The sequence below is a fragment of the Streptomyces sp. SM11 genome (genome assembly GCF_002910905.1).
GTDB lineage: Bacteria > Actinomycetota > Actinomycetes > Streptomycetales > Streptomycetaceae > Streptomyces.
On the sequence record NZ_NEUE01000277.1, the window covers coordinates 72,749 to 96,544 of the forward strand.

The window sequence follows — 23,796 nt, forward strand, 5'->3', positions numbered from 1 at the left end:
ATGTACCGGACACGTACCGCTGACGTACCGGGTGCGACCGACTTTCGGACGCCCGCAGGGCAATGATGGTGACGGGACACGTGCCGCCGTACGAGGATGTCCACATGTCAGACACCTCGAGCAGCGCGCTGCCCCGTCAGGTCGCCAACGCCTACGTCGACGCAATCATCGAACTCGACCCCATCACGGGCACCTACCTGGGTGTGCCCGAAAGCTCGCGCCGGCTGCCCGACTTCTCACCGGCCGGTCAGGCCGCGACCGCCGACCTCATCCGCGCGACGCTGCGGGAGCTGGACGCGGCGGAGGAGCGACCCGGTGCGGACAGCGACGCCGAGCGGCGCTGCGGACGGCTCCTGCGGGAGCGCCTGACTGCCGAACTCGCCGTGCACGAGGCCGAGGAGGGCCTGCGGACCGTCTCCAACATGCAGTCGCCCGCCCACAGCATCACCGAGGTCTTCACCATCACGCCGACCGCCACGGACGAGGACTGGGCGGCGGTCGTGGAACGGCTGCGCGCCGTGCCCGCCGCGCACGAGGGGTACCGCGCCTCGCTTGCGCTCGGTCTGGAGCGCAAGCTGTACGGCGGTCCCCGCGCGACCGCCACGTTCATCGGGCAGCTCACCGAGTGGGGCGGGGAGGGCGGGGGCGAGGCGTTCTTCACGGAGTTCGCCGCACCCGGCCCCGCGTCCCTGCGGGCGGAGCTGGACGAGGCCGCCGGCCTGGCGACGGCCTCGGTGCTCGCGCTGCGGGACTGGGTACGCGACGTGTACGCGCCGGGGATCGAGGGCGCCCCCGACCCGGTCGGCCGGGAGCGCTACGCCCGCTGGTCGCGGCTGTACAACGGCACCGACCTGGATCTCGACGAGGCGTACGCGTACGGCTGGTCGGAGTACCACCGGCTGTTCGCCGAGATGAAGACCGAGGCCGAGAAGATCCTGCCCGGCGCGGGCCCCTGGGAGGCGCTCGCGCACCTCGATGCACACGGCAAGCGCATCGAGGGCGTCGACGAGGTCCGCGAGTGGCTGCAGGGCCTGATGGACGAGGCGGTCGAGGCGCTGGACGGCACGCACTTCGACCTCGCCGAGCGGGTACGGAAGGTGGAGTCCCGCATCGCGCCGCCCGGCGGGGCCGCCGCGCCGTACTACACCGGTCCCTCCGAGGACTTCTCCCGCCCCGGGCGCACCTGGCTGCCGACGATGGGCGCGACCCGCTTCCCGGTGTACGACCTGGTCTCCACCTGGTACCACGAGGGTGTTCCCGGCCACCACCTGCAGATCGCCCAGTGGACGCACGTCGCCGACAGCCTCTCCCGCTACCAGGCGTCGGTCGGCATGGTCAGCGCGAACGCCGAGGGCTGGGCGCTGTACGCGGAGCGGCTGATGGACGAACTGGGCTTCCTGCCGGACGCGGAACGGCGCCTCGGCTACCTGGACGCGCAGATGATGCGCGCCTGCCGGGTGATCGTCGACATCGGCATGCATCTGGAGCTGGAGATTCCGGCGGACTCCCCGTTCCACCCGGGCGAGCGCTGGACACCCGATCTGGCTCAGGAGTTCTTCGGCAACCACAGCGGCCGTCCCGCCGACTTCGTGGAGAGCGAGCTGACCCGCTACCTGTCGACGCCGGGGCAGGCCATCGGCTACAAGCTCGGGGAGCGCGCCTGGCTGCTGGGCCGGGAGAACGCGCGCGCCGCGCACGGCGACGCGTTCGACCTGAAGACCTGGCACATGGCGGCACTCTCCCAGGGGCCGCTGGGTCTGGACGATCTGGTGGACGAACTGTCCCGGCTCTGATCCGGACAGCGGTGCGTACGGTCCGAAGTGCCCGTCCGTGGAAGTGTGGAAGTGAGGCGGCCTGTCATGAGCGAGCGGAACGGATTCCTCCTGTGCGCCGACCCGTTGCGGACCTCCCGGACCGATCCGCAGTTCGCCGGCGAGGTGGCGGCAGCGCGTGCGGCCGGCGGGCGGATCGCGCTGCTCGACCATGACGCGCTGCTCGCGGGTGACGCGGCCGGGGCGGTGGCCCGGGTCGCACGGGACTCCGGACCGTACTGGTACCGCGGCTGGATGATCCCCTCCGGCCGGTACGCGGAGCTGGAGGCGGCGCTCGGCGCCCGGGGCTGCACCCTGCTCAGCGGTGCCACCGGCTACCGGCGGGCGCATGAACTTCCCGGCTGGTACGAAGAGTTCGGCGGGCTCACCCCGCGCTCCGTCTGGTGTGCCCTGGCTCCGGGGGTTCCGCCGCCCAGCGCCGACGAGCTCGCAGGGCTCGCGGCACCCCTGGGGCCGGGGCCCGGCATAGTGAAGGATTTCGTGAAGTCCCGCAAGCACGAGTGGCACGAGGCCTGTTACGTCCCGGAGCTCGCGGACCGGAAGCAACTGGCGCCCGTGGTAGGCCGGTTCATGGAGCTGCAGGGCCCGTTCCTCGCGGGTGGCCTGGTGCTGCGGGCCTTTGAGCCGTTCGTCGCGGGTGGCGAGGCGCGGGTATGGTGGGTGGACGGGGACGCGGTGCTCGTCACCGCCCACCCGGACACTCCCGGCCAGGTGCCCGTACCCGAACTCCCCTCCCTGCGGGCGGCGGTGGGCCGTCTCGGGCTGCGCTGGGTCACCACCGACCTGGCGTTGCGCGAGGACGGGGTGTGGCGGGTGGTGGAGGTCGGCGACGGCCAGGTCAGCGGGCTGCCCGCCGGGGCGGAGGCCCGGGATCTGTTCGCCGCGCTGGCCGCCGCCGGGGAACGCTGACCCCTCCGGCCCGCGGCCTCAGCAGCCGCAGTCGGCGGCGTCGACCGGTGCGGTGAGCGGGTCGGCTCCGCGCCGGTCGGGGCCCTCCGAGGTCTCGAAGGCGAATCCCTCGCGTGCCCAGTACTCGAATCCGCCGAGCATCTCCTTGACCCGGTAGCCCAGTTGAGCGAGGGCCAGGGCCGCACGGGTCGCGCCGTTGCAGCCCGGCCCCCAGCAGTACGTGACCACGGGGACGGCAGGGTCCAGCAGCGCCGCCGCCTGCTCGAGTATCAGCGCGGTGGGCAGGTGCACCGCCCCGGGGACATGTCCCTGGTCCCAGGAGGCGGTGGAGCGGCTGTCCAGGACGACGAACCCGGGGTCGCCGTCGGCGGCGAGCGCAGCGGCGACGTCGGAGACGTCCGCGTGGAAGGCGAGCGAAGCGCCGAAGTAGGCCGCCGCGGCAGCGGGAGAGGCGGGCGCGACGCGCAGGACGGGGTGGTCGGCCGTGGCCGTGAGATGCGAGGTCATGACCATGAATCTACGGCTGCGGAACGGAACCGGGAAGCTGAGTTCCCCCGCGCTCCCCTTGATTCGCCGGGAATTCCCCTGTTGCATGGGTGAGGTGACCGACTATTCCCCGGACGCCACCGACTGGCGCATCCTCGACGTCCTCCAGCGCGACGGCCGCGCCACCTTCGCCGAGCTCGCGCGCGCCGTCGCCATGTCGCCGAGCGCCGTGACGGAGCGGGTGCGACGGCTGGAGGAGCTGGGGGTGATCAGTGGGTACACGGCGGTGGTGGACGCCGAGCGGCTCGGGCTGCCCCTCCTCGCCCTGGTGCGCCTGCGCTACCCGAACGGGAACTACAAGCCCTTCCACGATCTTCTGGAGACGACGCCGGAGATCGTCGAGGCCCACCACGTCACCGGCGACGACTGCTTCGTCCTCAAGGTCACGGCCCGTTCCATGAAGCATCTGGAGGAGACCACCGGCCGGATCGGCGCACTGGGCTCCGTCACCACCAGCATCGTGTACTCCTCACCGCTCCCCCGCCGCGCGATCGGCCGCTGAACCGGCGGGGCGGCCGGGCCGGTCACGGGCGATGGTGGACCGATGATCCCTGACGTTCCTTGACGACTTCGAGGCTGACCGGGATCCGGCGGCGCAGGTCGGCGACATGGCTGACGATGCCCACGCTGCGGTCCCGCTCCCGCAGGGAGTCCAGCACGTCGAGCACCTCGTCCAGGGTCTGGTCGTCCAGGCTGCCGAAGCCCTCGTCGATGAAGAGGGTGTCCAGGCGTACGCCGCCGGCCTCCTCGGTCACGACGTCGGCGAGGCCCAGCGCCAGGGCCAGTGAGGCGAAGAACGTCTCCCCACCGGACAGCGTCGCGGTGTCCCGTTCGCTGCCGGTCCAGGCGTCGACCACATGCAGACCGAGCCCGGCCCTGCGGCCGCCGGTGCGGGCGTCGGAATGGACCAGCGTGTAGCGGCCGGAGGACATCCGCCGCAGCCGTGCGGTGGCGGCGGAGGCGACCTGTTCGAGGCGGGCGGCCAGGACGTAGGCCTCCAGGCGCATCTTGCGTTCGTTGTCGGCGGAGGTGCCGGCCGCCAGACCCGCGAGCCGGGCGATCCGCTCGTACTCCCGGCGCACGGGGCCCAGCCGTCGCACTTCGTCGGCGGCCTGCCGGGAGAGCCGGGCCAGCTCCCCGCACCGCTCATCGGCGGCGGCGCGTGCGGAGGACGCCTCGCGCAGCAGCCGTTCAGCCGTGTCGAACTCGCCCTGGGCGGCGGCCGGCCGGGCAGCGGGCTGTTCGGCGGCCTCGCGGGCGTCGCGTTCGGCACGGCGGTCGGCGACCGCGGCGGCCTCGGCCTGCCAGGCGTCGACGCGGTGCTGGAGACCGCGTTGGGCGGCGGCTGCGAGGAGGGTGGCCGCGGCGGCCCCCGGGGTGTCGAAGCCGGCCCGGAACGCCGCGTCGGAGAGCCGGTCGTCGGCCTCCTTGCGCCGATGGGCCGCGTCCTGTTCGGCGCGTACGGCCTCGGCACCCTCCGCGAGCAGCGCCACCCGGCGGGTGAGGCGTTCGGCGTACGCGGCGACGGACCCGGACTCGCCCCGGACGGCGGCGAGTTCGTCCCGCAGCACGGTCTGCTCACGGTCGAGCGCCTCCCGGCGGGAGGTGCGGGCGGCGGCCCGGCGCTCGGCCTCCTGCCGGAGTTCGAGGCGGCCGAGGTGTTCGCGCTCGGCGGCGTCGAGGGCCTCACGGGCGGCGTGCGTCCCGGCGGCGAGGCGGTGCGCCTCGGCGTGCTCGGCGGTCAACCGCTCGACGGTGTCGAGGAGTTCACCGACGGACGGGCCGGGGTCCGGCTTCGCCTCGGTGTCGGCCACGAGACCGTTGGTCTCCACGGCCCCGGCCCTCGAAGGATCAGCGACGGCCGCCGGGGGACTGGCGTCGCGGGCCTCCGCGTGGGCGGCGGCGTGGCGTTCGCGGACGAGTCCGAGTGCCTGCTCCGCGCGGGTGCGGATCTCCTCGGCGCGGCGGTGGGCGGTGAGGGCGGCCTCCTCGGTGGCCCGGTCGACGTGGCCGTCGCCCTCGGTGGCGGGGGCCGGGTGCTCGGCGGAGCCGCAGACGGTGCAGGGCACGCCGTCGACGAGTCCGGCGGCCAGCTCCGCCGCGATGTCGCGCAGCCGCCGCTCCCGCAGCCCGAGCCAGGTCTCATGGGCGCCGAGGGCGCGTTCGCGGGCCTCGGCGAGCGTCTCCCGGGCGGTTTCGGCCTCGGTGGCCAGCGCCTCGCGGCGGCGGGCGGCCTCCAGCCTGCGGCGGGCCGGGGCGAGGAGTCCGGCGAGCTGTTCGGCGCGGGTCGCGGCCTCCTGCGCCGTCGCGATGCGTTCCCGGAGTCCGGCGTGGACGGTGTCCCAGCCCGCCAGCCAGGCGTCCGCGTCCCGGACGGTCGCGTCGTCGGCGCGGGACTCGCGCTCCAGCCGGTCCCGTTCCCCGTCGATCTCCGCGCTGCGCGTCTCGGCCCGGCGGGCCGACTCCAGGCCGCCCAGCTCCTGCCGGAACCGGCGCTCCAGCTCGGCGAGTTGGCCGGGTCCCGCGTCGGCGAGGTCGGGCGGCAGTTGCGCCCTGGCCCGGTCGAGGGCGTCGGCCGCCCGGCGGTGGGCGCGCTCCGCCTCCTCGCGCAAATCCAGTGCGGGGGCGACCCGGTCCGCCCTACGGGCGCGTTCCAACTGGTCCTGGCAGCGGTCGTGTTCGGGGCGCCGCTCCGCCAGCGCGGCAGAACGCCGCCGGGTCTCCTCGTACCGCTGCTGGAGGCGGGCCCGTTCACGTTCGGCGTCCAGGGCGTGGCGCGCCGTGCGCTGTCGGCCCTCCGACTCGGTGACGACGCAGTGGGCGATGTCGAGCCGTTCGCGGGCCGTGGACCGGGCGGTCGCGGCCCACTCCAGAACGGCTTCGGCGAGGCCCGGTTCGCCGGGCCGGGCGGCGACCGGTGTGGCCTCGGCCCCGGCGGGCCCGGCCGCCTGGGCAATGCGCTGGGCGAGGGCGAGGATCCGTTCGTCGGCGGCGGTGACCTTGGCCTCGGCGCCCCGGCGCAGTTCGGCGAGGCGTTCCTCGACGGCGGCGAAGCGGCGGGTGTCGAAGAGCCGGCCGAGGAGCTTGCCACGGGCTTCGGCGTCCGAGCGCAGGAAGCGGGCGAAGTCGCCCTGCGGCAACAGAACCACCTGGCAGAACTGGTCCCGGCTCATCCCGATGAGCTGGGTGAGCTCCTCGCCGATCTCCTGGTGCGACGTGCTGAGGGCCTGCCAGCCGCGCTCGGGGTCGTAACCGCGCAGCCGGCTCTGGGCCTTCTCCATCGTGAAGCCGTCACCGCGCTTCTTCGGACGGGGCTGGGCGGGGCTGCGGGTGACTTCGAGGCGCCGGCCGCCGACGGTCAGCTCCAGCTGGACCTCGGTGGGCAGGTCCGCCGGGGCGTGGTCGCTGCGCAGGGAGGCCCCGGGGCTCTGCCGGGCACCGGGGACGGCTCCGTAGAGAGCGAAGCAGACGGCGTCCAGGACGGAGGTCTTGCCCGCGCCGGTGGGTCCGTGGAGCAGGAAGAGCCCGGCGGAGGAGAGGGCGTCGAAGTCGACTTCCTGGGTGGCGCCGAACGGGCCGAAGGCGGTGATGCCGAGGCGGTGCAGTCTCACCGGGACACCTCGCGCACGGTGTCGTCCACCCGTACGTCGTCGAACGCGGCGCGCAGCACAGTGCGTTCGAGGTCGCTGGGGCCGCTGCCGCCACGGACGTGGGCGACGAAGTCCTCGGCGATCTGGTGGTCGTCGCGCCCCTTGAGGCGCTGGGCGTAGGACGCCCCCGGGTCGTCAGGGGGCCGCTCGGGGTCGAAGACGAGGCTGAGGGTGTGCGGGAAGCGCCGGGCGAGGCGGGCCATGGGTTCGGCGGGGCGCACCAGGTCGGTGAGGGTGGCCTCGACCCAGGCGTGCTCGTGGCGGTCCAGGGCGGGGTCCTCCAGGAGGGTCTCGAGGCGGCCGCGCAGCCGGGCGAGGGGCCGTTCGACGGGGCAGTCGACACGTTCCTCGGATGCGATGTCCCCGCTGCCGTCGAGGTCGATCAGCCACATGGTCTTGCGGTGGTCGGCCTCGGAGAAGGAGTAGGCGAGCGGCGATCCGGAGTAGCGGACGCGGCCCGTGACCCGCTGGGAGCCGTGGAGATGGCCGAGGGCCACGTAGTCGACGCCGTCGAACACCCCGGCGGGGACGGCGGCGACCCCGCCGACGGTGATGTCGCGTTCGCTGTCGCTGGGCTCCCCGCCCGCCACGAAGGCGTGCGCGAGGACGACGGAGCGGGTGCCCCCGGCGCGGGTGGCGAGGTCGGCGCGGACCCGGCCCATGGCTGCGGTGAGCACCGCCTCGTGTCCGGACCCGGCGGCCCGGAGGGTGTCCTTGACCAGGGCCGGCTCCAGGTAGGGCAGCCCGTAGAACGCCACGTCGCCGTGGGCGTCGGCGAGCACGACGGGGGTGGCGCAGCCCTCGGGGTCGGTACGCAGATGGATCCCGGCACGGTCGAGGAGCCCGGCACCGACGCCGAGCCGACGGGCCGAGTCGTGGTTGCCGGAGATCATGACGGTGGGGACGCCGGCGTCGGCGAGCCGGTGCAGCGCGCGGTCGAACAGCTCCACCGCGGTGAGCGGCGGGACGGCCCGGTCGTAGACGTCGCCCGCGACGAGGAGCACGTCCACCTCGCGGTCCCGGACGGTCGCCACGAGATGGTCGAGGTAGGCGGCCTGGGCGTCGAGGAGGGAGACGCGGTGGAAGGACCGGCCCAGGTGCCAGTCCGAAGTGTGCAGGATCCTCACGCCATCACTCCGCCGGTTTCGGCCTGCATCGTCGTCGTCCTCCACCCCGTGGGCCGCGCACCGGCGGCCCGTGATCCCGCTCGGCACCGACCACGCTAACGCCGCCGGGCCGCCGAACCCGCATCGATCATGATCTCGGGGTCCGTGGGACCTCCCTCACGCCACCCCGGTGTCCGGTCACAGGTCGCCGTACGCCTCGCCGCCCAGCTCCAGCGTCGCGGTCCCGGCGGTCGCGTCGGCCAGCCAGGCGGTGAACGCCTCGACGTCGGCGTCCGGCAGGCCGATGTCGATGGTGACGGCCTCGGCGTACCGCACCTCGCGGACGTCCCGGCCGGTGGCCCGCAGGTCGTTCTCCAGCTTCCCGGCCCGCTGGTGGTCGACGTGGACCGTGGCGAGCCGGAAGCGCTGCCGGGTGAGGGTGCCGAGCGCGTCGAGGGCTTCGCCGACCACTCCCCCGTACGCCCGGATCAGTCCGCCCGCCCCGAGCTTGACCCCGCCGAAGTAGCGGGTGACGACCGCCACGGTGTACCGCACCTCCCGCCGCATGAGCATCTGGAGCATCGGGGCACCCGCGGTGCCGCCGGGTTCGCCGTCGTCGCTCGCCTTCTGCACCGAGGCGTCGGCGCCGATCACGTACGCGAAACAGTTGTGGGAGGCGGTCGGGTGCTCCTTGCGGACGCGGGCGACGAAGCCCTGCGCCTCCTGTTCGGTGGCGGCGGGGGCGAGGGAGCACAGGAAGCGGGATCGGTTGATCTCGCTCTCGTGCACACCCGCGCGGGCGACGGTCCGGTACTGCTCCTGCATCCGTCCACCCTATGCGCCGCCACGAGGACGGGTCCCGGCGGGAATGGGCGGGCGGGTCCCGGCGGTTGTCCCGGCATGAACACGGACGGCACGTACACGGGCGACACACCCACGGGCGACGCGTACGCGGACGCCGCGACGGTCGGGCGGATCCTGCGGGACACGGGCGACACCTGGGCGGTGGTGGGCCTGTCCGCCAACCGTTCCCGGGTGGCCTTCGGTGTGGCGGAGGTCCTCCAGCGGTTCGGCAAGCGGGTGGTGCCGGTGCACCCGAAGGCCGAGACGGTGCACGGGGAGCAGGGGTACGCCTCGCTCGCGGACATCCCCTTCCCGGTCGACGTGGTGGACGTGTTCGTCAACAGCGAGCTGGCGGGCGGGGTCGCGGACGAGGCGGTGGCGGTGGGCGCGAAGGCGGTGTGGTTCCAGCTCGGAGTCGTGGACCCGGACGCCTGCGAGCGGACGCGCGCGGCGGGGCTGGACATGGTCATGGACCGGTGCCCCGCAATCGAGATCCCGAGGCTGCCGCCTGTGGGCTGAGGCCGCGGGTGTGGAACCCCACCCCGGTTGGGAAGGATCCCCGCCGTGAACGATCCTCTCGACGACGCGGGAACGGCCGGGACATCGGCGCCGAGGGCCGTGCGGGCCGACAGCGAGGGGGTGGCCACCGTGCTGTCCGCGCTGGGCGTGCGGCCCGGCGCTGTGCTGCTGGTGCATGCCTCCCTGCGTTCGATGGGGCCCGCCGTCGGTGGGCCCCATGCCGTGCTGGCGGCCCTGCGCCGGGCGGTGGGCCGGGACGGGACCGTCATGGTCCCCTCGTTCACGCCGGAGAACTCGGACACCTCTCCGCACTACCGCGCCCGTGTGCGGGGCCTGGACGCGGGGGCGCGCGAGGCTGTCCGCGCGTCGATGGAACCGTTCGACCCGGCGCGCACCCCCGCACCGTCGATGGGTGCTCTGGCCGAGACCGTACGGGCGGCGGTGGGGGCCGTGCGCAGCGGCCACCCGCAGACCTCCTTCGCCGCGATCGGCCCCCAGGCCGGAAAGCTGCTCGCCGGGCACCGGCCGGACTGTCACCTCGGCGAGGACTCCCCGCTCGCCCGGCTGTACGAGTCCGATGCCAGGATCCTCCTGCTCGGCACCGGCTACGACACCTGCACCGCCTTCCACCTGGGCGAGTACCGCAGATCCGGCCCGCCGCTCCGCCTCTACCGCTGTGTGGTGGCGGAGCGGGGCGTGCGGCAGTGGTGGGAGTACGAGGATGTCGCACTGGACGACAGCGACTTCGCGGCTCTGGGCGTCGCGTTCGAGGAGACCGCCGCCCCAGGTGACGTACGTACGGCCCTGCTCGGATCCGCACCGTGCAGGCTCATCCGGCTGCGGGCGGCCGTCGACTTCGCCACCGGCTGGCTCACGGACCACCGGCGACCGGGCGACTGCGACTGAGAGAGGGAGCGGCGCCCGAACACGCACTCTGTCGTGCGCACTTCATAGTCCCTGGAGTGATGCTGTGCGAGCAGCGGCGGGGGGGCGGCGTGAACACATCGCAGCGAGTGGTGCGGAGAATCGTGTCCTCTCCGGCCTGCTGACCCGGCTCGTCCATGTGTCGCTGGTGCTGCTCGCCTACAGCGTGTGGCGCGAGAACGCTCCCGACACGCTCACGGAGTCCTGGCCCTGGAAGCTCCGGCGGCTGGATGTCCAGAGCGCCACCACGGCGGCGGTCGGCTCCCGGCGACCGGCTCGCCTGGGCCCGCCCAGGGGATGATGCTGATCGGCTGGTTCACCGAGGCGGCGATGGCGGAGGTCCGTGACGTCCATGTGCGGCTACGAGTCACGGACCGGGTCGGCGACACCCATGAGCGCGTCATCGACGTGCTGAAGGGCACCGACCGGCTACCACGACGCGCCGACCCTCCGCTGTTCTGACGGACGTGCCGGCAGACGTCAGACGCCGAGACCCTCGACGAGAACGGCGCCGGGGAGGGCGGCGAGCGCCTTGCCCGGGACGATGAGTTTGCCACGTCGGCTGCCGCTGCCGATCAGGACCCACTCCTCGTCCACCACGGCGGGGTCCAGGAGGAGGGGCCAGGCGGCGGGCAGGCCGATCGGAGTGATGCCGCCGTACTCCATGCCGCTCTCCCCGACCGCCGTGTCCATCGACGCGAAGGAGGCCTTGCGGGCGCCGAGGTGCTTGCGGACCGCGCCGTTGACGTCGACCCGGGTGCGGGAGAGCACCACGCAGGCGGCGAGGGTGACGTCCTGGCCGCGCTTGCCCGCCACGACGACGCAGTTGGCCGAGGTGTCCAGCAGGTCGGCGCCGTAGTACTCGGCGAAGCCCGCGGTGTCGGCGACGGCCGGGTCGCTGTCGACATGGATGACCTGCCCCGCGGTGAACTCGCCCCAGCCGGTGGTCAGGGCCGCGACGACGGGGGCGGGGAGCCGGCCGAGCCGTTCCGGGGCGGGAGCGGCGTCCTCGAAGGTGCCGATGGGTGCGCGCATGGCGGTCACGCCAACAGCGGCCGGTGCGGGTACGTCCGGGCGTCTCAGCGGACGGGCGGGATGGCGACGGCCATGGTGAACACGGCCGGTTCGCCGCCCTCGTTGCGGTAGCCGTGCGGCACGTGCGCCTCGAAGGTGGCGGAGGTCGTGGCGGGGACGGGATGGGTGCGACCGTCGACGAGGAGGGTCAGTTCGCCCTCGGTGACGTGGAGGAGTTCGACCGTGCCCTCGGGGTGCGGGTCGGAGGTGGTGCCCTCCCCGGGCATCAGCCGACAGGTCCACAGTTCGAGCGGGCCGCGGGCCTCGGCGCCGACGAGCAGGGTGGTGGAGCTGCCCGCCTCGGTGGACCACATGCGGACGGCCCTGCTCTCCGGTACCAGCCGGACCTGGGTGCCCTGCTCGTGGTCGAGGAGGGTGGTGATGCTGACGCCGAGCGCGTCGGCCAGTTTGACGGTGGTGCCGACGCTCGGGTTCGTCCGCGCCTGTTCGATCTGGATGATCATCCCCCGGCTGACTCCGGCGCGGGCCGCGAGGGCGTCGAGGGTGAAGCCACGCTCCCCCCGCCAGCGCTTGAGGTTACGGGCCAGCGACTGGGTGAGCTGGTCGAGGTCGGACACGTACCGTCCCTGCGGTGGATGGCGGAGTGCGGGTGGCTGTGCACGGAGGAGTGGCCGAGTCGGGTACGGCGCACGCCGGGGTCAACAATATTGCACTGCCGTACGGCGCACTCCCCCGTGCAGGGTGCTGTACCGCCTCCGACACCGCCACCACGACCCGCGTCACGGCGTGTCCCGTTACGGCGCCTCCCGCGCCTCGCCCAGGTCTCCGAGGGCCAGCAGCTGCTCGGGCGTGACGCCCTCGGGGATCGGCACGGGTGCGGGCGTGCGCAGGGGCGGCTGCCAGCCCTGCTCCGGGTCCCAGCTGCGGACGACGCGGGCAGGGGCCCCCGCGACCACCGCGCGGTCGGGGACCTCGCCCCGGACGACCGCGCCCGCCGCGACCACCACGTTCCGGCCGAGCCGGGCCCCGGGCAGGATCACCGCACCGGTGCCTATCCAGCAGCCGGGGCCGATCGCCACCGGTTCCATCCGGGGCCACTGCTTGCCCACGGGCTCGTGCGGGTCGTCGTAGCTGTGGTTCGTGGAGGTGATGTAGACGTACGGGCCGCAGTACGTGTCCGGGCCGATCGTCACCGTCGTGTCCGCGATCACATGGCTGCCGCGCCCCAGCACCACGCCGTCGCCCAGGGTGAGGACGGTGTCGGGCCCCAGGTCCAGGTCCGGCATCATTCCGGCGGTGAGTGTGACCTGCTCGCCGATGACGCAGTGCGCGCCGAGCTCGATCCACGGCTCCCCGAACACGGTCCCCTGCGGGAAGGCGAGCCGGGTGCCCGTGCCGATCGCGCCGAACCGCAGCCGCCCGGGGTGCTCGGCGGTGACCGCGCCCGCCTTCTGCGCCCAGGCCCAGCCGCGGTGGACCGCTCCGGAGGCGGCGCGGCGCGGCCAGCGGGCGAGGGAGGAGAACGCGTTTCGGTTCTTCGGCACGCGCTCACGGTAGTCGGCGGCACGGTGGGCGATCCGTGCGGTGACCTGTGATGTTCGCCCCACTGCGCGGTGTGCTCCGGGAGCCGTCACCTACCGTGTGAGTCGGCCCGGTCCGACGGATCAGACCGGTTCGACGGACAGGGCCCAGGAGCACCACACCGGCGCGAAGGAGCAGGCGATGGCGGAGCAGGCGTTGATCACGGGCATGGGCGGCAAGGAGCCGGACATCGACGTGGACGCGTTCGTGGCCCCGACCTCCGTGGTGATCGGCGAGGTGACGCTCGCCCCGGGCTCCAGCGTCTGGTACCAGGCCGTGCTGCGCGCCGACTGCGGTCCCATCACGATCGGCCCCGACAGCAACATCCAGGACAACTGCAGTGCGCACACCGATCCCGGGTTCCCGCTCACCGTGGGGGCGCGGGTCTCGGTCGGACACAACGCGGTGCTGCACGGCTGTGTGATTGGGGACGACGTGCTGGTCGGGATGGGCGCCACGGTGCTCAACGGCGCGCACATCGGGGCGGGTTCGCTGGTCGCGGCGCAGGCCCTCGTACCTCAGGGGATGCAGGTGCCGCCGGGCTCACTCGTCGCCGGCGTGCCCGCGAAGGTGAAGCGGCCGCTGACCGCCGAGGAGCTGGAGGGCATCCGCTTCAACGCGGCCGGCTACGTGGATCTGGCGAAGGCCCACCGCGAGGCGCACCGGGACTGACGGGCGTACCCGGAGCACGCCAGGGCCGCTCCTCCCGTCCCGGGGGCGGCGGCCCTGGCGCGTACGGCGGTGGTCAGCCGTTGGGGCGCAGGGTCCACACGACGGTCATCTCGCCGGTGACCGCGCCGTCGGCGCGCTGGATCTCGATGGCGACGGGGAACTCCGGCCGCTGTCCGGCGTCCAGCTCGGCGACGACGTCGGCCATGGGGCGGCCGAGGGTCGCGGTCGCCGTGACCTCACCCATGGCGAGCTTCTTGTAGCCGATCTCGGCCTTCACGGCGAGCGGCACGGCGCGCGACATCTGGTCGCCGAAGGCGGCGATGACGATCGCGCCGCTGGCGGACTCGGCGAGCGTGAACATCGCTCCGGCGTGGGGTCCGCCGACGTGATTGTGGTAGTCCGCCTGGTCGGGCAGCCGGACGACGGCGCGCTCCGGGGTGGTCTCCAGGAATTCGAGGTTGAGGGTCCGGGCCATCGGAACCGTCGCGGCGAGCATCTCGCCGACGGTCATCTGTTCAGCGCTCATACCCGAAGGTTACTCACCAGTAGGACCGTTTGGCCATCCCCTTGTGACGGCTCTGGGACAGGGCGGCCGTAGAAGGGGGCGCACGGCCCATCTATGGTTACTGGCCATGTGGCCAGGAACGCAGCCGCCCGGGGGCGAGCAGAACCCGCAGGACCAGAACCCGTACCAGCAGCCGGGGTACCAGCAGCCGAATCCCTATCAGCAACCGGGGTATCCGCCACAGGGTCAGCCAGGGCAGCCCGCTGAGCCGGGCTACGGATACCCGCAGGGCCCGCCGCCCGGCGGGCAGCCGGGCTATCAGCAGCCCAATCCCTACCAGCAGCCGACGGTGCCGCAGTACGCCGTCCAGGGTCCGCCCGGCGGGCCGAAGCCCGGCGACGACAAGAAGAAGACGACGATCGTGGCGATCGTCGCGGCGACCGCGGTCGTGATCACGGCGGGCGTCACCGGTTTCCTCGTGCTCGGCAAGGACGACGAGGGCGGCAAGAACGTCGCCGACGGCAAGAAGTCCGCGTCGCCGAGCGCCGAGCCCAGCGAATCGGCCACCGGCTCCGCGCCGCCGGCGGAGAACCCGCGAGGCTCCGACAGCGACCCCAAGCCGGTCGTTCCGGGCTGGAAGGTCGTCACCAACCCCAAGTGGGGCACCCAGTTCGACGTTCCCGGTGACTGGGAGGTCAAGAGCTCGGGAACGTTCTCCGGCTTCGCGGACGCCAAGGACCCCACCGGTCCGCCCGCCTCCGGCTTCTCCTCACCTGCCTACTACAAGAGCAAGTGGTGCGTCGACGACTCCGACGGGAACGGCAGCGAGGAGGACACCGGGCTCGCCGGTGTCGGGACGAAGGGCGCCCAGGGCGCCAAGAACACCGACGAGGCCGCGAGGAACGAGGCCGCCAACTGGGTGTGGGCCGGGTACGCCCAGCTGGACCCGAAGTCCAAGGTCAAGATCGGCAAGGCCAAGCCCTTCACCACCATGTCGGGTCTCTCCGGCAGCGTCGTGCAGGCCACCGCCCTGGAGCTGGCCAACAAGGAGAAGTGCGACAGCGACGGAAAGTCGATCGCCTTCTCCTTCAAGAACGGCAAGGGCGAATTCTCGACCTGGGTCCTCTACGCCGCCACGGGCGTCGAGGACGAGCTTCCGGACACGACCATCCAAAAGATCCTGAGCACGGTCCGCCTCGCCGATCAGCCCACCGGCTGACACCCGCTCCGCATCGCGTTCCCGCCCTGCCCCGCACCGCCCGGCCACCGGGAGCCTCAGCCGACTCTGAAGGCCCCGTCGGGCGGTTCGGGCGAGGCGACCGCGTCCAGGTCGGCCACCGGGCGGGCCCCGCCGATGAACCGGGTCAGCGCGCCGCCGTGCGTGACCCGGGCCGCGAACGCGTCGGCGGCGCAGCTGCGGACGAGCGGGGCCAAGTCGATCGGTGCGTGCGAGGCGAGGAGCACGAGGTTGCCGAAGCGCCGCCCGCGCAGCACCGCCGGTTCACCGATCAGCGCGAGATCCGGGAAGACCGCGGCGAAGTTCGCCAACTGGGAGCGGAGGAAGGCGAACGGTGCGCTGTCGGCCAGGTTCGCCGCGTAGATCCCGTCCCCGCGCAGCGCCCGGCCCGCGGCCCGCGCGTACTCCACGGAGGTGAGGTGCGCCGGAACCCGGGAGCCGCCGAAGACGTCCGCGATCAGGAGGTCGACGGACGCGGGGGCCGCCGCTTCCAGCCGCTCCCGGGCGTCGGCCGCGTGCACGAGGATCCCGCTCCCGGCGGGCAGCGGCAGCTGCTCCCGGACCAGCCGCAGCAGCTCGCGGTCCGCCTCCACGACGTCCTGCCGTGAGCCGGGGCGGGTCGCCGCCACATAGCGGGGCAGGGTCAGCGCCCCGCCGCCCAGGTGCAGGACGTCCAGGGGCGCGCCCGGCTCCGCCGCGCCGTCCACGATGTGGGCGAGCCGCGTCACGTACTCGAACTCCAGGTGGGACGGGTCGTCGAGGTCGACGTAGGACTGGGGCGCGTCGTCGACCGTGAGCAGCCAGGCCCGGTCGCGGTCCACGTCGGGCAGCAGCCGGGCGGTGCCGCAGTCGACCTCACGGATGACGGGTATCGGCTCGTTCACGTCTCCATTGTCACCGGTGCGGACCGCTCCTTCCGCGGCGCTGCCCGCCACCCCGGAACTCAGGGGTGGCGGGCGGGCCGTCAGAGCAGCGCGGTGACCGTGCCCGCGCCGACCGTGCGGCCGCCCTCGCGGATCGCGAAGCCGAGACCGGACTCCAGCGGCACGTCACGGCCCAGCTCCACGGTCATCGTGACCGTGTCACCGGGGCGCGCGACCGCCGCCCCGCCGAGGTCGACATCGCCGACGACGTCCGCCGTACGGATGTAGAACTGCGGCCGGTAGCCGGTGGCGACCGGGGTCGACCGGCCGCCCTCCTTCGTCGACAGCACGTACACCCGCGCGGTGAACCGGCGGCTCGGCACCACGCTGCCGGGCGCGGCCACGACATGGCCGCGGCGCACCCGGTCGCGCTCCACCCCGCGCAGCAGCAACGCCACGTTGTCCCCGGCCTCGGCGGACTCCATCGGCTTGCCGAAGGTCTCCAGGCCGGTGACGACCGTCTCGACGTCCGCGCCCAGCACCGCGACCCGGTCACCGACGCGGACGGTGCCGCGCTCCACGGCACCGGTGACGACGGTGCCCCGGCCGGTGATGGTCAGGACGTTCTCGACGGACAGCAGGAAAGGCGCGTCGGTGTAGCGCACCGGCATCGGTACGTAGGTGTCGACGGCGTCCAGCAGCCCTTCGATCGCCGCCGTCCAGCGCGGGTCGCCCTCCAGCGCCTTGAGCCCGGAGACCCGGACCACGGGGACGGCGTCGCCGCCGTACCCGTGCGCGGAGAGCAGCTCGCGGACCTCCAGCTCGACCAGGTCGGTCAGCTCGGGGTCGCCCGCGTCCGCCTTGTTGAGGGCTACGACGATGTGGTCGACACCCACTTGACGGGCCAGCAGGACGTGCTCCGCGGTCTGCGGCATGATCCCGTCGAGAGCGGAGACGACGAGGATCGCCCCGTCGAGCTGCGCCGCTCCGGTGACCATGTTCTTGATGTAGTCGGCGTGTCCGGGCATGTCGACGTGCGCGTAGTGGCGGGTGTCGGTCTCGTACTCGACGTGCGCGATGTTGATGGTGATGCCGCGCCGGGCCTCCTCGGGAGCCCGGTCGATCAGGTCGAAGGACACGTAGGAGGTGCTGCTGCCGCCGCGCTCGCTGAGGACCTTGGTGATGGCGGCGGTGAGGGTGGTCTTGCCGTGGTCGACGTGGCCCATGGTGCCGATGTTGAGGTGCGGCTTGGTGCGCACGTAAGCCGTCTTGGACATGGCTCGTTCCTTTGAGGACTCGAAGCTGAGAAGAGAAGACCCCAGGGCCCCGCCGACCCTCCCCTCACGGGGTCCGCCGGACTGTCGGGGGAGGGTCAGCTTCGGGTGCCGCCGATAGGCGCCGCGGCAGCGGTGAACGCCGCTGCTTCCGCGGCTTCCGCGGAGAAGGCGGCCGCGAGGGCCGCGCCGTTCACGGCAGCCTTCGGCGCGTCCGCGACTGCGGACCGTGCTGCGGGGAAGGCGTACCGGAACATGCCCCTGATCATGGCCGGGCGAGGCGGCCTCGTCGAATGGATTTCCCCACACCTCAGAGGTTCTTGAGCGCCTCACGAACGGAGAGCGGCGACAGGCGGGTCCCGGCTCCCTCGACGAAGCCGCGTACGGCGGCGGGATCGGTCCTGGCGTACTCGCGCAGGGCCCAGCCGATCGCCTTGCGGATGAAGAAGTCGGGGTGGTCCGCGCGGCGCAGGCAGTAGCCGAAGAGCCGGTCGGTGTCGGTGGCTTCCCGGTAGCGCAGCTGGTGCAGCAGGGCGGTCCTGGCCGCCCAGAGGCTCGGGTCGTCGATCCACCGGTCCATGTCCCGTGCGAGCGCCGGGTCGGCGGCGACCAGGGGGGCCCGCGACATGCGCGGCGAGCAGGTCGACCGTGTCCCACCAGGCGACGGTGGTCACGAGGTGGTGCAGGACGGGCAGGAAGCCCGAGGTGCAGCGGCCCACGTGCCGGCGCAGGTAGTCGACGGCGAAGTACTGGTACTCGCGCTCCGGCGTGGGGACCCCGAGGAAGGGGGCGACGTGCTTAATGTACGCGGCGGCCGCCTGTGCCCGTACGGGGTCGGCGGCCAGGGCGTAGGCGCCGACGAGCCGCTCCAGGACGGTGTCGGCGAGAGTGCTGTCCGGCGGGGCGGGGGCGTCGGCGGCGGGGTTCACGCGACGCACGTTACGGCGATCACATGGCGTTTTCGGTTACTCTCCCCGAATGTTCGACCCCGTCCCCACCACCCGGCCCGCCACCGGTCCGGCTCTGCGTCTCTCCCGGGCGCTGCTGTCGCCGTGGTCCCGGTTCTCGCTGCTCCTGGTGGTCCTGCTCGGGGCCGCGTCGACGATGCTGCTGTTCGAACCACAGCGGCTGCTGGCGTCGGGCTGGCCGCCCCAGCTGACCGGGGGCGCGGCCGCGATGCTCTTCGGGCTCGCGTACGGGGCGCTGACGGTGGCGTTCGTGCCGCGCCCGCTGCTCAACATCGCCGCGGGCGCGCTGTTCGGCACGCAGACGGGTCTGGCGGCGGCGCTGGCGGGCACGGTGCTGGGCGCGGGCGTGTCGTTCATGCTGGGCCGGGTACTGGGCCAGGACGCGCTGCGGACCCTGCTGCGCGGGAGGCTGCTCACCGCCGCGGACGGGGTGCTGAGCCGGCACGGCTTCCGGTCCGTCCTGGCGCTGCGGCTCTTCCCCGGGATCCCGTTCGCCGCCGCCAACTACTGCGCGGCGACCTCCCGGATGAGCGTTCCGCCGTTCCTCCTGGCCACCGGGCTCGGGTCGATCCCGAACACGGCGGCGTACGTGATAGCCGGCAGCGAGGCCGCGTCGCCGACATCGCCCGTGTTCCTGGCCGCCATGGGCTTCATCGTGCTGTCCGGTCTCGGCGGCGCGCTGGTGGCCTGGCGCAAGCGCCACCGGCTCGGCCGGGACACGCCGAGGGGCTGAGCGTACGGCGGCACGTGGATGACCTGTGGGGTCGGCCTGGCGTTCACTTTCAGGCGATACGCTGCCCGCGACCTCGATGTCCTTGACCGCACTCCGCACACAGCCGACGGGCCCAGTCGTCCGTGGCCGATGCACGATCACCTCCGGGATGGCCAAAGCCCCATGAGCTGGTTCGAATCATTCGTCCTGGGACTCGTTCAGGGACTGACCGAGTTCCTGCCGATCTCCTCCAGCGCCCATCTGCGGCTGACCGCCGCGTTCGCCGGCTGGCAGGACCCGGGGGCCGCCTTCACCGCCATCAGCCAGATCGGCACGGAGGCGGCGGTGCTCATCTACTTCCGCAAGGACATCGCGCGGATCCTGTCCGCCTGGTTCCGCTCGCTGACGGACCGTTCGATGCGCGGTGACCACGACGCGCAGATGGGCTGGCTGGTCATCGTCGGTTCGATCCCCATCGGCGTGCTGGGCCTCACGCTCAAGGACCAGATCGAGGGCCCGTTCCGTGATCTGCGGCTGATCGCGACGACGCTGATCGGCATGGGCATCGTGCTGGGCATCGCGGACCGGCTGGCCGCGCGCGACCAGGTGGGCGGCAAGCACCGCGCGGTGAAGGAGCGCAAGACGCTCAAGGAGCTGGGGGTCAGGGACGGTCTGATCTTCGGGTTCTGCCAGGCGATGGCGCTGGTCCCCGGGGTCTCCCGTTCGGGCGCGACGATCAGCGGTGGACTGCTGATGGGCTACACCCGCGAATCGGCCGCCCGCTACTCGTTCCTGCTGGCGATCCCCGCGGTGCTCGCCTCCGGTGCCTACGAACTCAAGGACGTGGGCGAGGGCCATATCTCCTGGGGCCCCACGATCTTCGCGACCCTGGTGGCGTTCTTCGTCGGATACGCCGTCATCGCGTGGTTCATGAAGTTCATCACCACCAAGAGCTTCATGCCGTTCGTCATCTACCGGATCCTGCTCGGCATCCTGCTGTTCGTGCTGGTGGGAGCCGGTGTGCTGAGCCCGCACGCGGGTGAGTCCGGCGGCTGAACCAGGGCGGTAAAGGTGGCGCTATCGAGCATTTCCTAGCGCCTGATTGCAGCACCACGCCATGATCACCTCCCACCTGTCTCCCACTCATCTCCCACCGGAGAGGCGGGATACGCCCTCTTGTTCGGGCGTGTGCGTCCGCAAAGCAAGGGATGACACGGAAGGGTCCGCACAGCAGCAGCCGTGCGGGCCTTTCTGCGTGGCGGCCGGCCACTGTCAGTCGAGGCTGAGGCGCGCCAGCAGGCCCTGGACACGGCTGGCGACGCCTTCTCCGGGTCCGGGCTGATGGTGGTAAGTGCCACTGCGGCCGTCACGATGACGTCGCTCAGCTCCTTCTCGACGAGCCGCCAGCGCGGGCGGTGAGGAAGTCGAGGGTGTAGCCGTCGGGGTTGCCGTAGCCGGCCAGGCCCATGAGCTTGCCGGAGCTGGTCCAGTTGCCGAGTCCGAGGTGTTCGGCGACGGTCTCGTAGAACCACCCCAGCGACTGGCTGAACGGGCGCAGGACCGTCAGTCCGTCGGCGGTGCCGTGGGCGAGGGTGGCGGAGACGCCGTCGCCGGAGCCGTCGACCACCAGGACGGCGGCCTCGTCGAAGCCGCTGGGGTGGAAGGCGGAGGCGGCGTGCGCGAGGTGGTGCTCGACCACGGTGACCTGCCGGGGCCGGTGGTGGCCGAACAGGGCGGGGTCGAGGAGTTCGGTGATCAGCTCGGCGTCCGTGCAGATGTCGCTCGGCGTAGGCCAGGCCGGGTTGAAAGGCGATGGCGATCTCGTCAACGTCGGCCAGGATGATGCCGGCCTCGGACAGGCAGTAGGCCGCGGCCGCCGCGCAGGAGCGGGAGTCCTTGTGGTGCTTGCGGCGGGAGAAGCGCTTCTCCTCGGCAAAGGCAACCACCTTCCCGTCGATGACCAGGCAGGCGGAGGGGTGGAAGCACAGGGGGAGGAGGGGGCGGCGGTACGGGCCGATTCGGCTGGTACCCGTCGTCCCCGACCGGCGGCCGGTGTTCCCCTCCACGATCCTTGCCACAGCAGCCTCCTCAAGGCCCGGGTCTCCACAGCAGAAGCGGAGGCCCGCGATGCACGAGGGCGCACCTGCACCTGTACGCCTGCTGCATACAACCCAGCGACTGGGTCGCTCGTCAGCCTTCGAGCGGGCGACCCTGTGCTGCCCGCAGGCTGGCCAGACCGGAGATCCGCGTGCGAGCCCCTGAACGCAAAGCGTTTCGGATCAAAAACACGTTCCTGCAACTTCACGTCGGTGATGCGACCTTCGTTCACGCCGGAGTTGGTTCGTACAGGGGACCGCAGAGTGGGTCAGATTTGATCCACCGTCAGAGGGTACGACTCCCCGTCGCCGAGACCGTCCTCCCGGTGGCGGGACACCCCCGCGGTCCGGCACCGGGAGGACAGCTACGCGAGGAATCGACGGAAGGAGGGTTTCCGCTCCTCAGCCGTGGAGGGCGTTCCGGCTCCGTCATCGCGGCGTGCGCAACAGCTGCTGAAGACCGTTCACCCAGGGCGTGTATGCCCTTCCGCGACCTCCCGGCGGGCCCTCCGCGTTCTCCCGTGCGGGCGGGAACGCGAGGTCGGATTCCCGCCAGCAGGGTGAGGCCCGGAAGGGTTTCATTGAACTCGCAACCAATTGATGCGGGAGGAACGGCATGGACGGTAACGCAGTGGCGCTGGTAACCGGGGGGAGTCGGGGGATCGGGGCGGCGGTCGCGCTGCGGCTCGCCGAGGACGGTTTCGATATCGCGTTCACGTATGTGCGCGGCGAGGAAGCAGCGGCCGATGTGGCCGGAAAGGCCGAGGCGCTCGGACGGCGAGCCCTGGCCATACAGGCTGATTCCGCGGATCCGGCGGCCGCCGGCGAGGCGGTGGAACGGACCGTGCGGGAGCTCGGGCGGCTCGACGTACTGGTCAACAACGCCGGTGTGGGGGTACTGGGGTCGCTGGAGGCACTGACCGCAGCCGATGTGGAGCACGTACTCGCGGTCAACGCGCGCGGAGTGTTCCTCGCGACACAGGCAGCGGCCCCGCACCTGGGCCCCGGCGGGCGAATCATCACCATCGGCAGTTGCGTGACCCAGCGGGCGTCGACCCCGGGCGGGACGCTCTACGCAATGAGCAAGTCGGCGCTGATCGGGCTGAACAAGGCGTTGGCCCGGGAGCTGGGCGGGCGGAGAATCACCGCGAACATTGTCCACCCGGGTCCCGTGGACACCGACATGAACCCCGCCGACGGGCCGTACGCCGGGCCGCAGGCCGCGATGACGGCCCTCGGGCGGTTCGGCGCACCTCAGGAGGTGGCGTCCATGGTGGCCTTCCTTGCAGGACCGGAGGCAGCGTACGTCACAGGCGCCGAGTTCGCCGTGGACGGCGGGCACGCCGCGTAGCCCTCCGGCCGGGCATGATCGTCGTCGAGCTGGCCCCAGACGTCCCCGATCCAACACCGCGGCGTCCGGTCAGCGCCGTCGACCAGTGGCACCATCCACTCACATGGCCCTGATCCAAGGACAGCCTTGCCGTGAGTTCGCCGAAGCCGCCCAGGCCCCACTCGATGTCGTTCAGGTCGAGCCCGCACATCTCGCTGACCGTGGGCCGACTTGGGACATCCGGACCATCAGGTGAACTTGCGGCGAGGGCCCGCTCGCCGCCCCAGCCAGTGAACAGCGTCCCGACTCCCGGTTTGCTCGGCGGGCTCCGCAGCTGGGCGTCCTTGGCACCGCGCGGCCGGGCCGCCGACCGGGAACTCGCTGACCCTGCCGGTCATCCGATGGAGTTCGACGGGCCGGGGTCACCCCCGATCCACTCCAGCACCCGCTCGATCGCGTGCTCGTGCGCGGCCTCGATCACCCCGGCGGGTCTCCTCATCCCGCAACGCCCGCAGCAGGGAGATCGTCGGCTGCGGCCGGAAGACGAAGTCGACACCGGTGACCGTCACCCGCCACCCGAGGGCACCGGCCTTCCACGCTTCTTCTTCGAGGACTCGCCCTTGCGCCGACCCCGCTCACCGAAGAGGTTGCGCGGCCGGCTCTCGGTCACCTCCTGTCCCGCCATCAGACCGAGCAAGGACAGGCCGAGGCCCATCCTTCCGGGCTGGTGGGCTAAGACGGTCGATCACCGTCCGCAGGGCACCGCACTGAACCGCCCCGGGTTCGGTAGAGATCTCAGTTTGGGGTTGTGACCTGGGGTTTCGTGGTTGTCAGGTAGTAGTTGGTCTCGTATTCGGTGGGTGGGACGTGGCCTATCTCACCGTGCAGGCGCCGGTGGCAGTACCAGTCGACCCACTCGGCCGTGGCCAGTTCGACCTGGGAGAGGGTCTTCCAGGGCCGCTGTGGCTTGATCAGCTCGGTCTTGAACAGGCCGATCGTCGATTCCATGAGGGCGTTGTCGTATGCGTCGCCGATGGAGCCGATCGAGGCCGCGATGCCGGCTGCGTCCAGGTGCTCGGCCAGCTTGAAGCTGGTGTACTGGCTGCCCGCATCGCTGTGATGTATCAACTCGCCTGGAATGTACGGGTGTTCATCGCGGTCGCGCTGCCACAGTGCCATCTCCAGTGCGTCCAG

24 protein-coding genes and 1 pseudogene are annotated in these 23,796 nt (G+C 72.3%); 12 read left to right on the plus strand and 13 right to left on the minus strand.

What is annotated here, in order from left to right:
* Nucleotides 1–104 precede the first annotated feature (104 nt).
* Complete coding sequence (locus B9S58_RS30440; RefSeq protein ID WP_103535183.1) at nt 105–1,793, plus strand: DUF885 domain-containing protein; 1,689 nt, start codon at nt 105–107, stop codon at nt 1,791–1,793.
* Between the two features lie 66 nt (nt 1,794–1,859).
* On the plus strand, nt 1,860–2,741 hold the full coding sequence (locus B9S58_RS30445) for an ATP-grasp domain-containing protein (RefSeq protein ID WP_103535162.1): 882 nt from the start codon (nt 1,860–1,862) through the stop codon (nt 2,739–2,741).
* Between the two features lie 18 nt (nt 2,742–2,759).
* Here the strand turns inward: B9S58_RS30445 and B9S58_RS30450 are convergent, their stop codons facing one another.
* Nucleotides 2,760–3,254 carry a rhodanese-like domain-containing protein gene (locus tag B9S58_RS30450; protein ID WP_103535163.1) on the minus strand — a complete coding sequence of 165 codons (495 nt, stop codon included), beginning with the start codon at nt 3,252–3,254 and terminating at the stop codon, nt 2,760–2,762.
* A gap of 88 nt (nt 3,255–3,342) precedes the next feature.
* Between B9S58_RS30450 and B9S58_RS30455 the strand changes: the two genes are divergently transcribed.
* Entirely contained in the window at nt 3,343–3,789 is a 447-nt protein-coding gene (locus B9S58_RS30455; RefSeq protein ID WP_103535184.1) for an Lrp/AsnC family transcriptional regulator, read from the plus strand.
* 22 nt (nt 3,790–3,811) lie between these two features.
* Here B9S58_RS30455 and B9S58_RS30460 read toward each other — a convergent pair whose 3' ends face one another.
* From B9S58_RS30460 to B9S58_RS30470, 3 genes are all read right to left on the minus strand, one after another.
* On the minus strand, nt 3,812–6,898 hold the full coding sequence (locus B9S58_RS30460) for an AAA family ATPase (protein WP_103535164.1): 3,087 nt from the start codon (nt 6,896–6,898) through the stop codon (nt 3,812–3,814).
* Nucleotides 6,895–8,064: an exonuclease SbcCD subunit D gene (locus B9S58_RS30465; protein ID WP_103535165.1), complete on the minus strand. Its 1,170-nt coding sequence runs from the start codon at nt 8,062–8,064 to the stop codon at nt 6,895–6,897. Before B9S58_RS30465 ends, B9S58_RS30460 begins: the two co-directional genes overlap by 4 nt.
* A gap of 177 nt (nt 8,065–8,241) precedes the next feature.
* Nucleotides 8,242–8,868, minus strand: coding sequence for a YigZ family protein (locus B9S58_RS30470; RefSeq protein ID WP_103535166.1), 627 nt, complete (start codon nt 8,866–8,868; stop codon nt 8,242–8,244).
* A 75-nt stretch (nt 8,869–8,943) separates the two neighbouring features.
* Between B9S58_RS30470 and B9S58_RS30475 the strand changes: the two genes are divergently transcribed.
* The 4 genes from B9S58_RS30475 (at nt 8,944) to B9S58_RS39630 (ending at nt 10,791) form a co-directional block, all read left to right on the plus strand.
* Entirely contained in the window at nt 8,944–9,405 is a 462-nt protein-coding gene (locus tag B9S58_RS30475) for a CoA-binding protein (RefSeq protein WP_103535167.1), read from the plus strand.
* Between the two features lie 99 nt (nt 9,406–9,504).
* Nucleotides 9,505–10,311 (plus strand): aminoglycoside N(3)-acetyltransferase, encoded by an 807-nt coding sequence (locus B9S58_RS30480; protein WP_258045140.1) that lies wholly within the window; start codon nt 9,505–9,507, stop codon nt 10,309–10,311.
* Between the two features lie 64 nt (nt 10,312–10,375).
* A complete protein-coding gene (locus B9S58_RS39625; RefSeq protein ID WP_258045138.1) occupies nt 10,376–10,630 on the plus strand; it encodes a hypothetical protein in 255 nt (84 codons plus the stop codon).
* A complete protein-coding gene (locus tag B9S58_RS39630; protein ID WP_258045139.1) occupies nt 10,627–10,791 on the plus strand; it encodes a hypothetical protein in 165 nt (54 codons plus the stop codon). Before B9S58_RS39625 ends, B9S58_RS39630 begins: the two co-directional genes overlap by 4 nt.
* Before the next feature lie 18 nt (nt 10,792–10,809).
* On the opposite strand, the gene B9S58_RS30490 is transcribed toward B9S58_RS39630, so the two are convergent.
* From B9S58_RS30490 to B9S58_RS30500, 3 genes are all read right to left on the minus strand, one after another.
* Nucleotides 10,810–11,364, minus strand: a complete 555-nt coding sequence (locus tag B9S58_RS30490; RefSeq protein ID WP_103535185.1) for a YbaK/EbsC family protein — start codon at nt 11,362–11,364, stop codon at nt 10,810–10,812.
* 44 nt (nt 11,365–11,408) lie between these two features.
* A complete protein-coding gene (locus tag B9S58_RS30495) occupies nt 11,409–11,981 on the minus strand; it encodes a helix-turn-helix domain-containing protein (protein ID WP_103535169.1) in 573 nt (190 codons plus the stop codon).
* 177 nt (nt 11,982–12,158) lie between these two features.
* The gene (locus B9S58_RS30500; protein ID WP_103535186.1) at nt 12,159–12,908 is read right to left on the minus strand and encodes a DapH/DapD/GlmU-related protein; all 750 of its coding nucleotides are present in this window, start codon (nt 12,906–12,908) and stop codon (nt 12,159–12,161) included.
* 178 nt (nt 12,909–13,086) lie between these two features.
* Here B9S58_RS30500 and B9S58_RS30505 point away from each other — a divergent pair, with 178 nt between their 5' ends.
* Complete coding sequence (locus B9S58_RS30505) at nt 13,087–13,617, plus strand: gamma carbonic anhydrase family protein (RefSeq protein WP_103535170.1); 531 nt, start codon at nt 13,087–13,089, stop codon at nt 13,615–13,617.
* 73 nt (nt 13,618–13,690) lie between these two features.
* Here B9S58_RS30505 and B9S58_RS30510 read toward each other — a convergent pair whose 3' ends face one another.
* Entirely contained in the window at nt 13,691–14,128 is a 438-nt protein-coding gene (locus B9S58_RS30510; protein WP_103535171.1) for a DUF4442 domain-containing protein, read from the minus strand.
* Nucleotides 14,129–14,249: 121 nt separating this feature from the next.
* On the opposite strand from B9S58_RS30510, the gene B9S58_RS30515 reads away from it, so the two are divergent.
* Nucleotides 14,250–15,341, plus strand: coding sequence for a hypothetical protein (locus B9S58_RS30515; RefSeq protein ID WP_103535172.1), 1,092 nt, complete (start codon nt 14,250–14,252; stop codon nt 15,339–15,341).
* 56 nt (nt 15,342–15,397) lie between these two features.
* Here B9S58_RS30515 and B9S58_RS30520 read toward each other — a convergent pair whose 3' ends face one another.
* The 3 genes and pseudogenes from B9S58_RS30520 to B9S58_RS30530 form a co-directional block, all read right to left on the minus strand.
* The gene (locus tag B9S58_RS30520) at nt 15,398–16,243 is read right to left on the minus strand and encodes a spermidine synthase (protein ID WP_103535173.1); all 846 of its coding nucleotides are present in this window, start codon (nt 16,241–16,243) and stop codon (nt 15,398–15,400) included.
* Between the two features lie 80 nt (nt 16,244–16,323).
* Nucleotides 16,324–17,499 carry an elongation factor Tu gene (gene tuf / locus B9S58_RS30525; RefSeq protein WP_103535174.1) on the minus strand — a complete coding sequence of 392 codons (1,176 nt, stop codon included), beginning with the start codon at nt 17,497–17,499 and terminating at the stop codon, nt 16,324–16,326.
* Nucleotides 17,500–17,806: 307 nt separating this feature from the next.
* A pseudogene (locus B9S58_RS30530) lies at nt 17,807–18,425 on the minus strand (DNA alkylation repair protein).
* A 49-nt stretch (nt 18,426–18,474) separates the two neighbouring features.
* On the opposite strand from B9S58_RS30530, the gene B9S58_RS30535 reads away from it, so the two are divergent.
* Together B9S58_RS30535 and B9S58_RS30540 are read left to right on the plus strand one after the other, a co-directional pair.
* A complete protein-coding gene (locus tag B9S58_RS30535) occupies nt 18,475–19,197 on the plus strand; it encodes a TVP38/TMEM64 family protein (RefSeq protein ID WP_103535175.1) in 723 nt (240 codons plus the stop codon).
* Nucleotides 19,198–19,359: 162 nt separating this feature from the next.
* Nucleotides 19,360–20,232, plus strand: coding sequence for an undecaprenyl-diphosphate phosphatase (locus B9S58_RS30540; protein WP_103535176.1), 873 nt, complete (start codon nt 19,360–19,362; stop codon nt 20,230–20,232).
* 325 nt (nt 20,233–20,557) lie between these two features.
* Here the strand turns inward: B9S58_RS30540 and B9S58_RS38290 are convergent, their stop codons facing one another.
* Nucleotides 20,558–21,004 (minus strand): carbamoyltransferase N-terminal domain-containing protein, encoded by a 447-nt coding sequence (locus B9S58_RS38290; RefSeq protein WP_103535178.1) that lies wholly within the window; start codon nt 21,002–21,004, stop codon nt 20,558–20,560.
* Nucleotides 21,005–21,888: 884 nt separating this feature from the next.
* Between B9S58_RS38290 and B9S58_RS30555 the strand changes: the two genes are divergently transcribed.
* Nucleotides 21,889–22,623, plus strand: a complete 735-nt coding sequence (locus B9S58_RS30555) for a 3-oxoacyl-ACP reductase family protein (RefSeq protein WP_103535179.1) — start codon at nt 21,889–21,891, stop codon at nt 22,621–22,623.
* Nucleotides 22,624–23,397: 774 nt separating this feature from the next.
* On the opposite strand, the gene B9S58_RS30560 is transcribed toward B9S58_RS30555, so the two are convergent.
* Nucleotides 23,398–23,796, minus strand: a 399-nt coding sequence (locus tag B9S58_RS30560; RefSeq protein WP_219818932.1) for an integrase core domain-containing protein, incomplete at its 5' end; no start/stop codon positions are given.

Bases quoted from the DNA above. Each gene is read 5' to 3' on its own strand.
- B9S58_RS30475 (WP_103535167.1), top strand. From the start codon at position 8,944: ATGAACACGGACGGCACGTACACGGGCGACACACCCACGGGCGACGCG.
- B9S58_RS30445 (WP_103535162.1), top strand. From the start codon at position 1,860: ATGAGCGAGCGGAACGGATTCCTCCTGTGCGCCGACCCGTTGCGGACC.
- B9S58_RS30450 (WP_103535163.1), bottom strand. From the start codon at position 3,254: ATGGTCATGACCTCGCATCTCACGGCCACGGCCGACCACCCCGTCCTG.
- B9S58_RS30470 (WP_103535166.1), bottom strand. From the start codon at position 8,868: ATGCAGGAGCAGTACCGGACCGTCGCCCGCGCGGGTGTGCACGAGAGC.
- B9S58_RS30440 (WP_103535183.1), top strand. From the start codon at position 105: ATGTCAGACACCTCGAGCAGCGCGCTGCCCCGTCAGGTCGCCAACGCC.
- B9S58_RS30510 (WP_103535171.1), bottom strand. From the start codon at position 14,128: ATGACCGTCGGCGAGATGCTCGCCGCGACGGTTCCGATGGCCCGGACC.
- B9S58_RS30505 (WP_103535170.1), top strand. From the start codon at position 13,087: ATGGCGGAGCAGGCGTTGATCACGGGCATGGGCGGCAAGGAGCCGGAC.
- B9S58_RS39630 (WP_258045139.1), top strand. From the start codon at position 10,627: ATGATGCTGATCGGCTGGTTCACCGAGGCGGCGATGGCGGAGGTCCGT.
- B9S58_RS30535 (WP_103535175.1), top strand. From the start codon at position 18,475: ATGTTCGACCCCGTCCCCACCACCCGGCCCGCCACCGGTCCGGCTCTG.
- B9S58_RS30490 (WP_103535185.1), bottom strand. From the start codon at position 11,364: ATGCGCGCACCCATCGGCACCTTCGAGGACGCCGCTCCCGCCCCGGAA.
- tuf (WP_103535174.1), bottom strand. From the start codon at position 17,499: ATGTCCAAGACGGCTTACGTGCGCACCAAGCCGCACCTCAACATCGGC.
- B9S58_RS30515 (WP_103535172.1), top strand. From the start codon at position 14,250: ATGTGGCCAGGAACGCAGCCGCCCGGGGGCGAGCAGAACCCGCAGGAC.
- B9S58_RS30540 (WP_103535176.1), top strand. From the start codon at position 19,360: ATGAGCTGGTTCGAATCATTCGTCCTGGGACTCGTTCAGGGACTGACC.
- B9S58_RS30555 (WP_103535179.1), top strand. From the start codon at position 21,889: ATGGACGGTAACGCAGTGGCGCTGGTAACCGGGGGGAGTCGGGGGATC.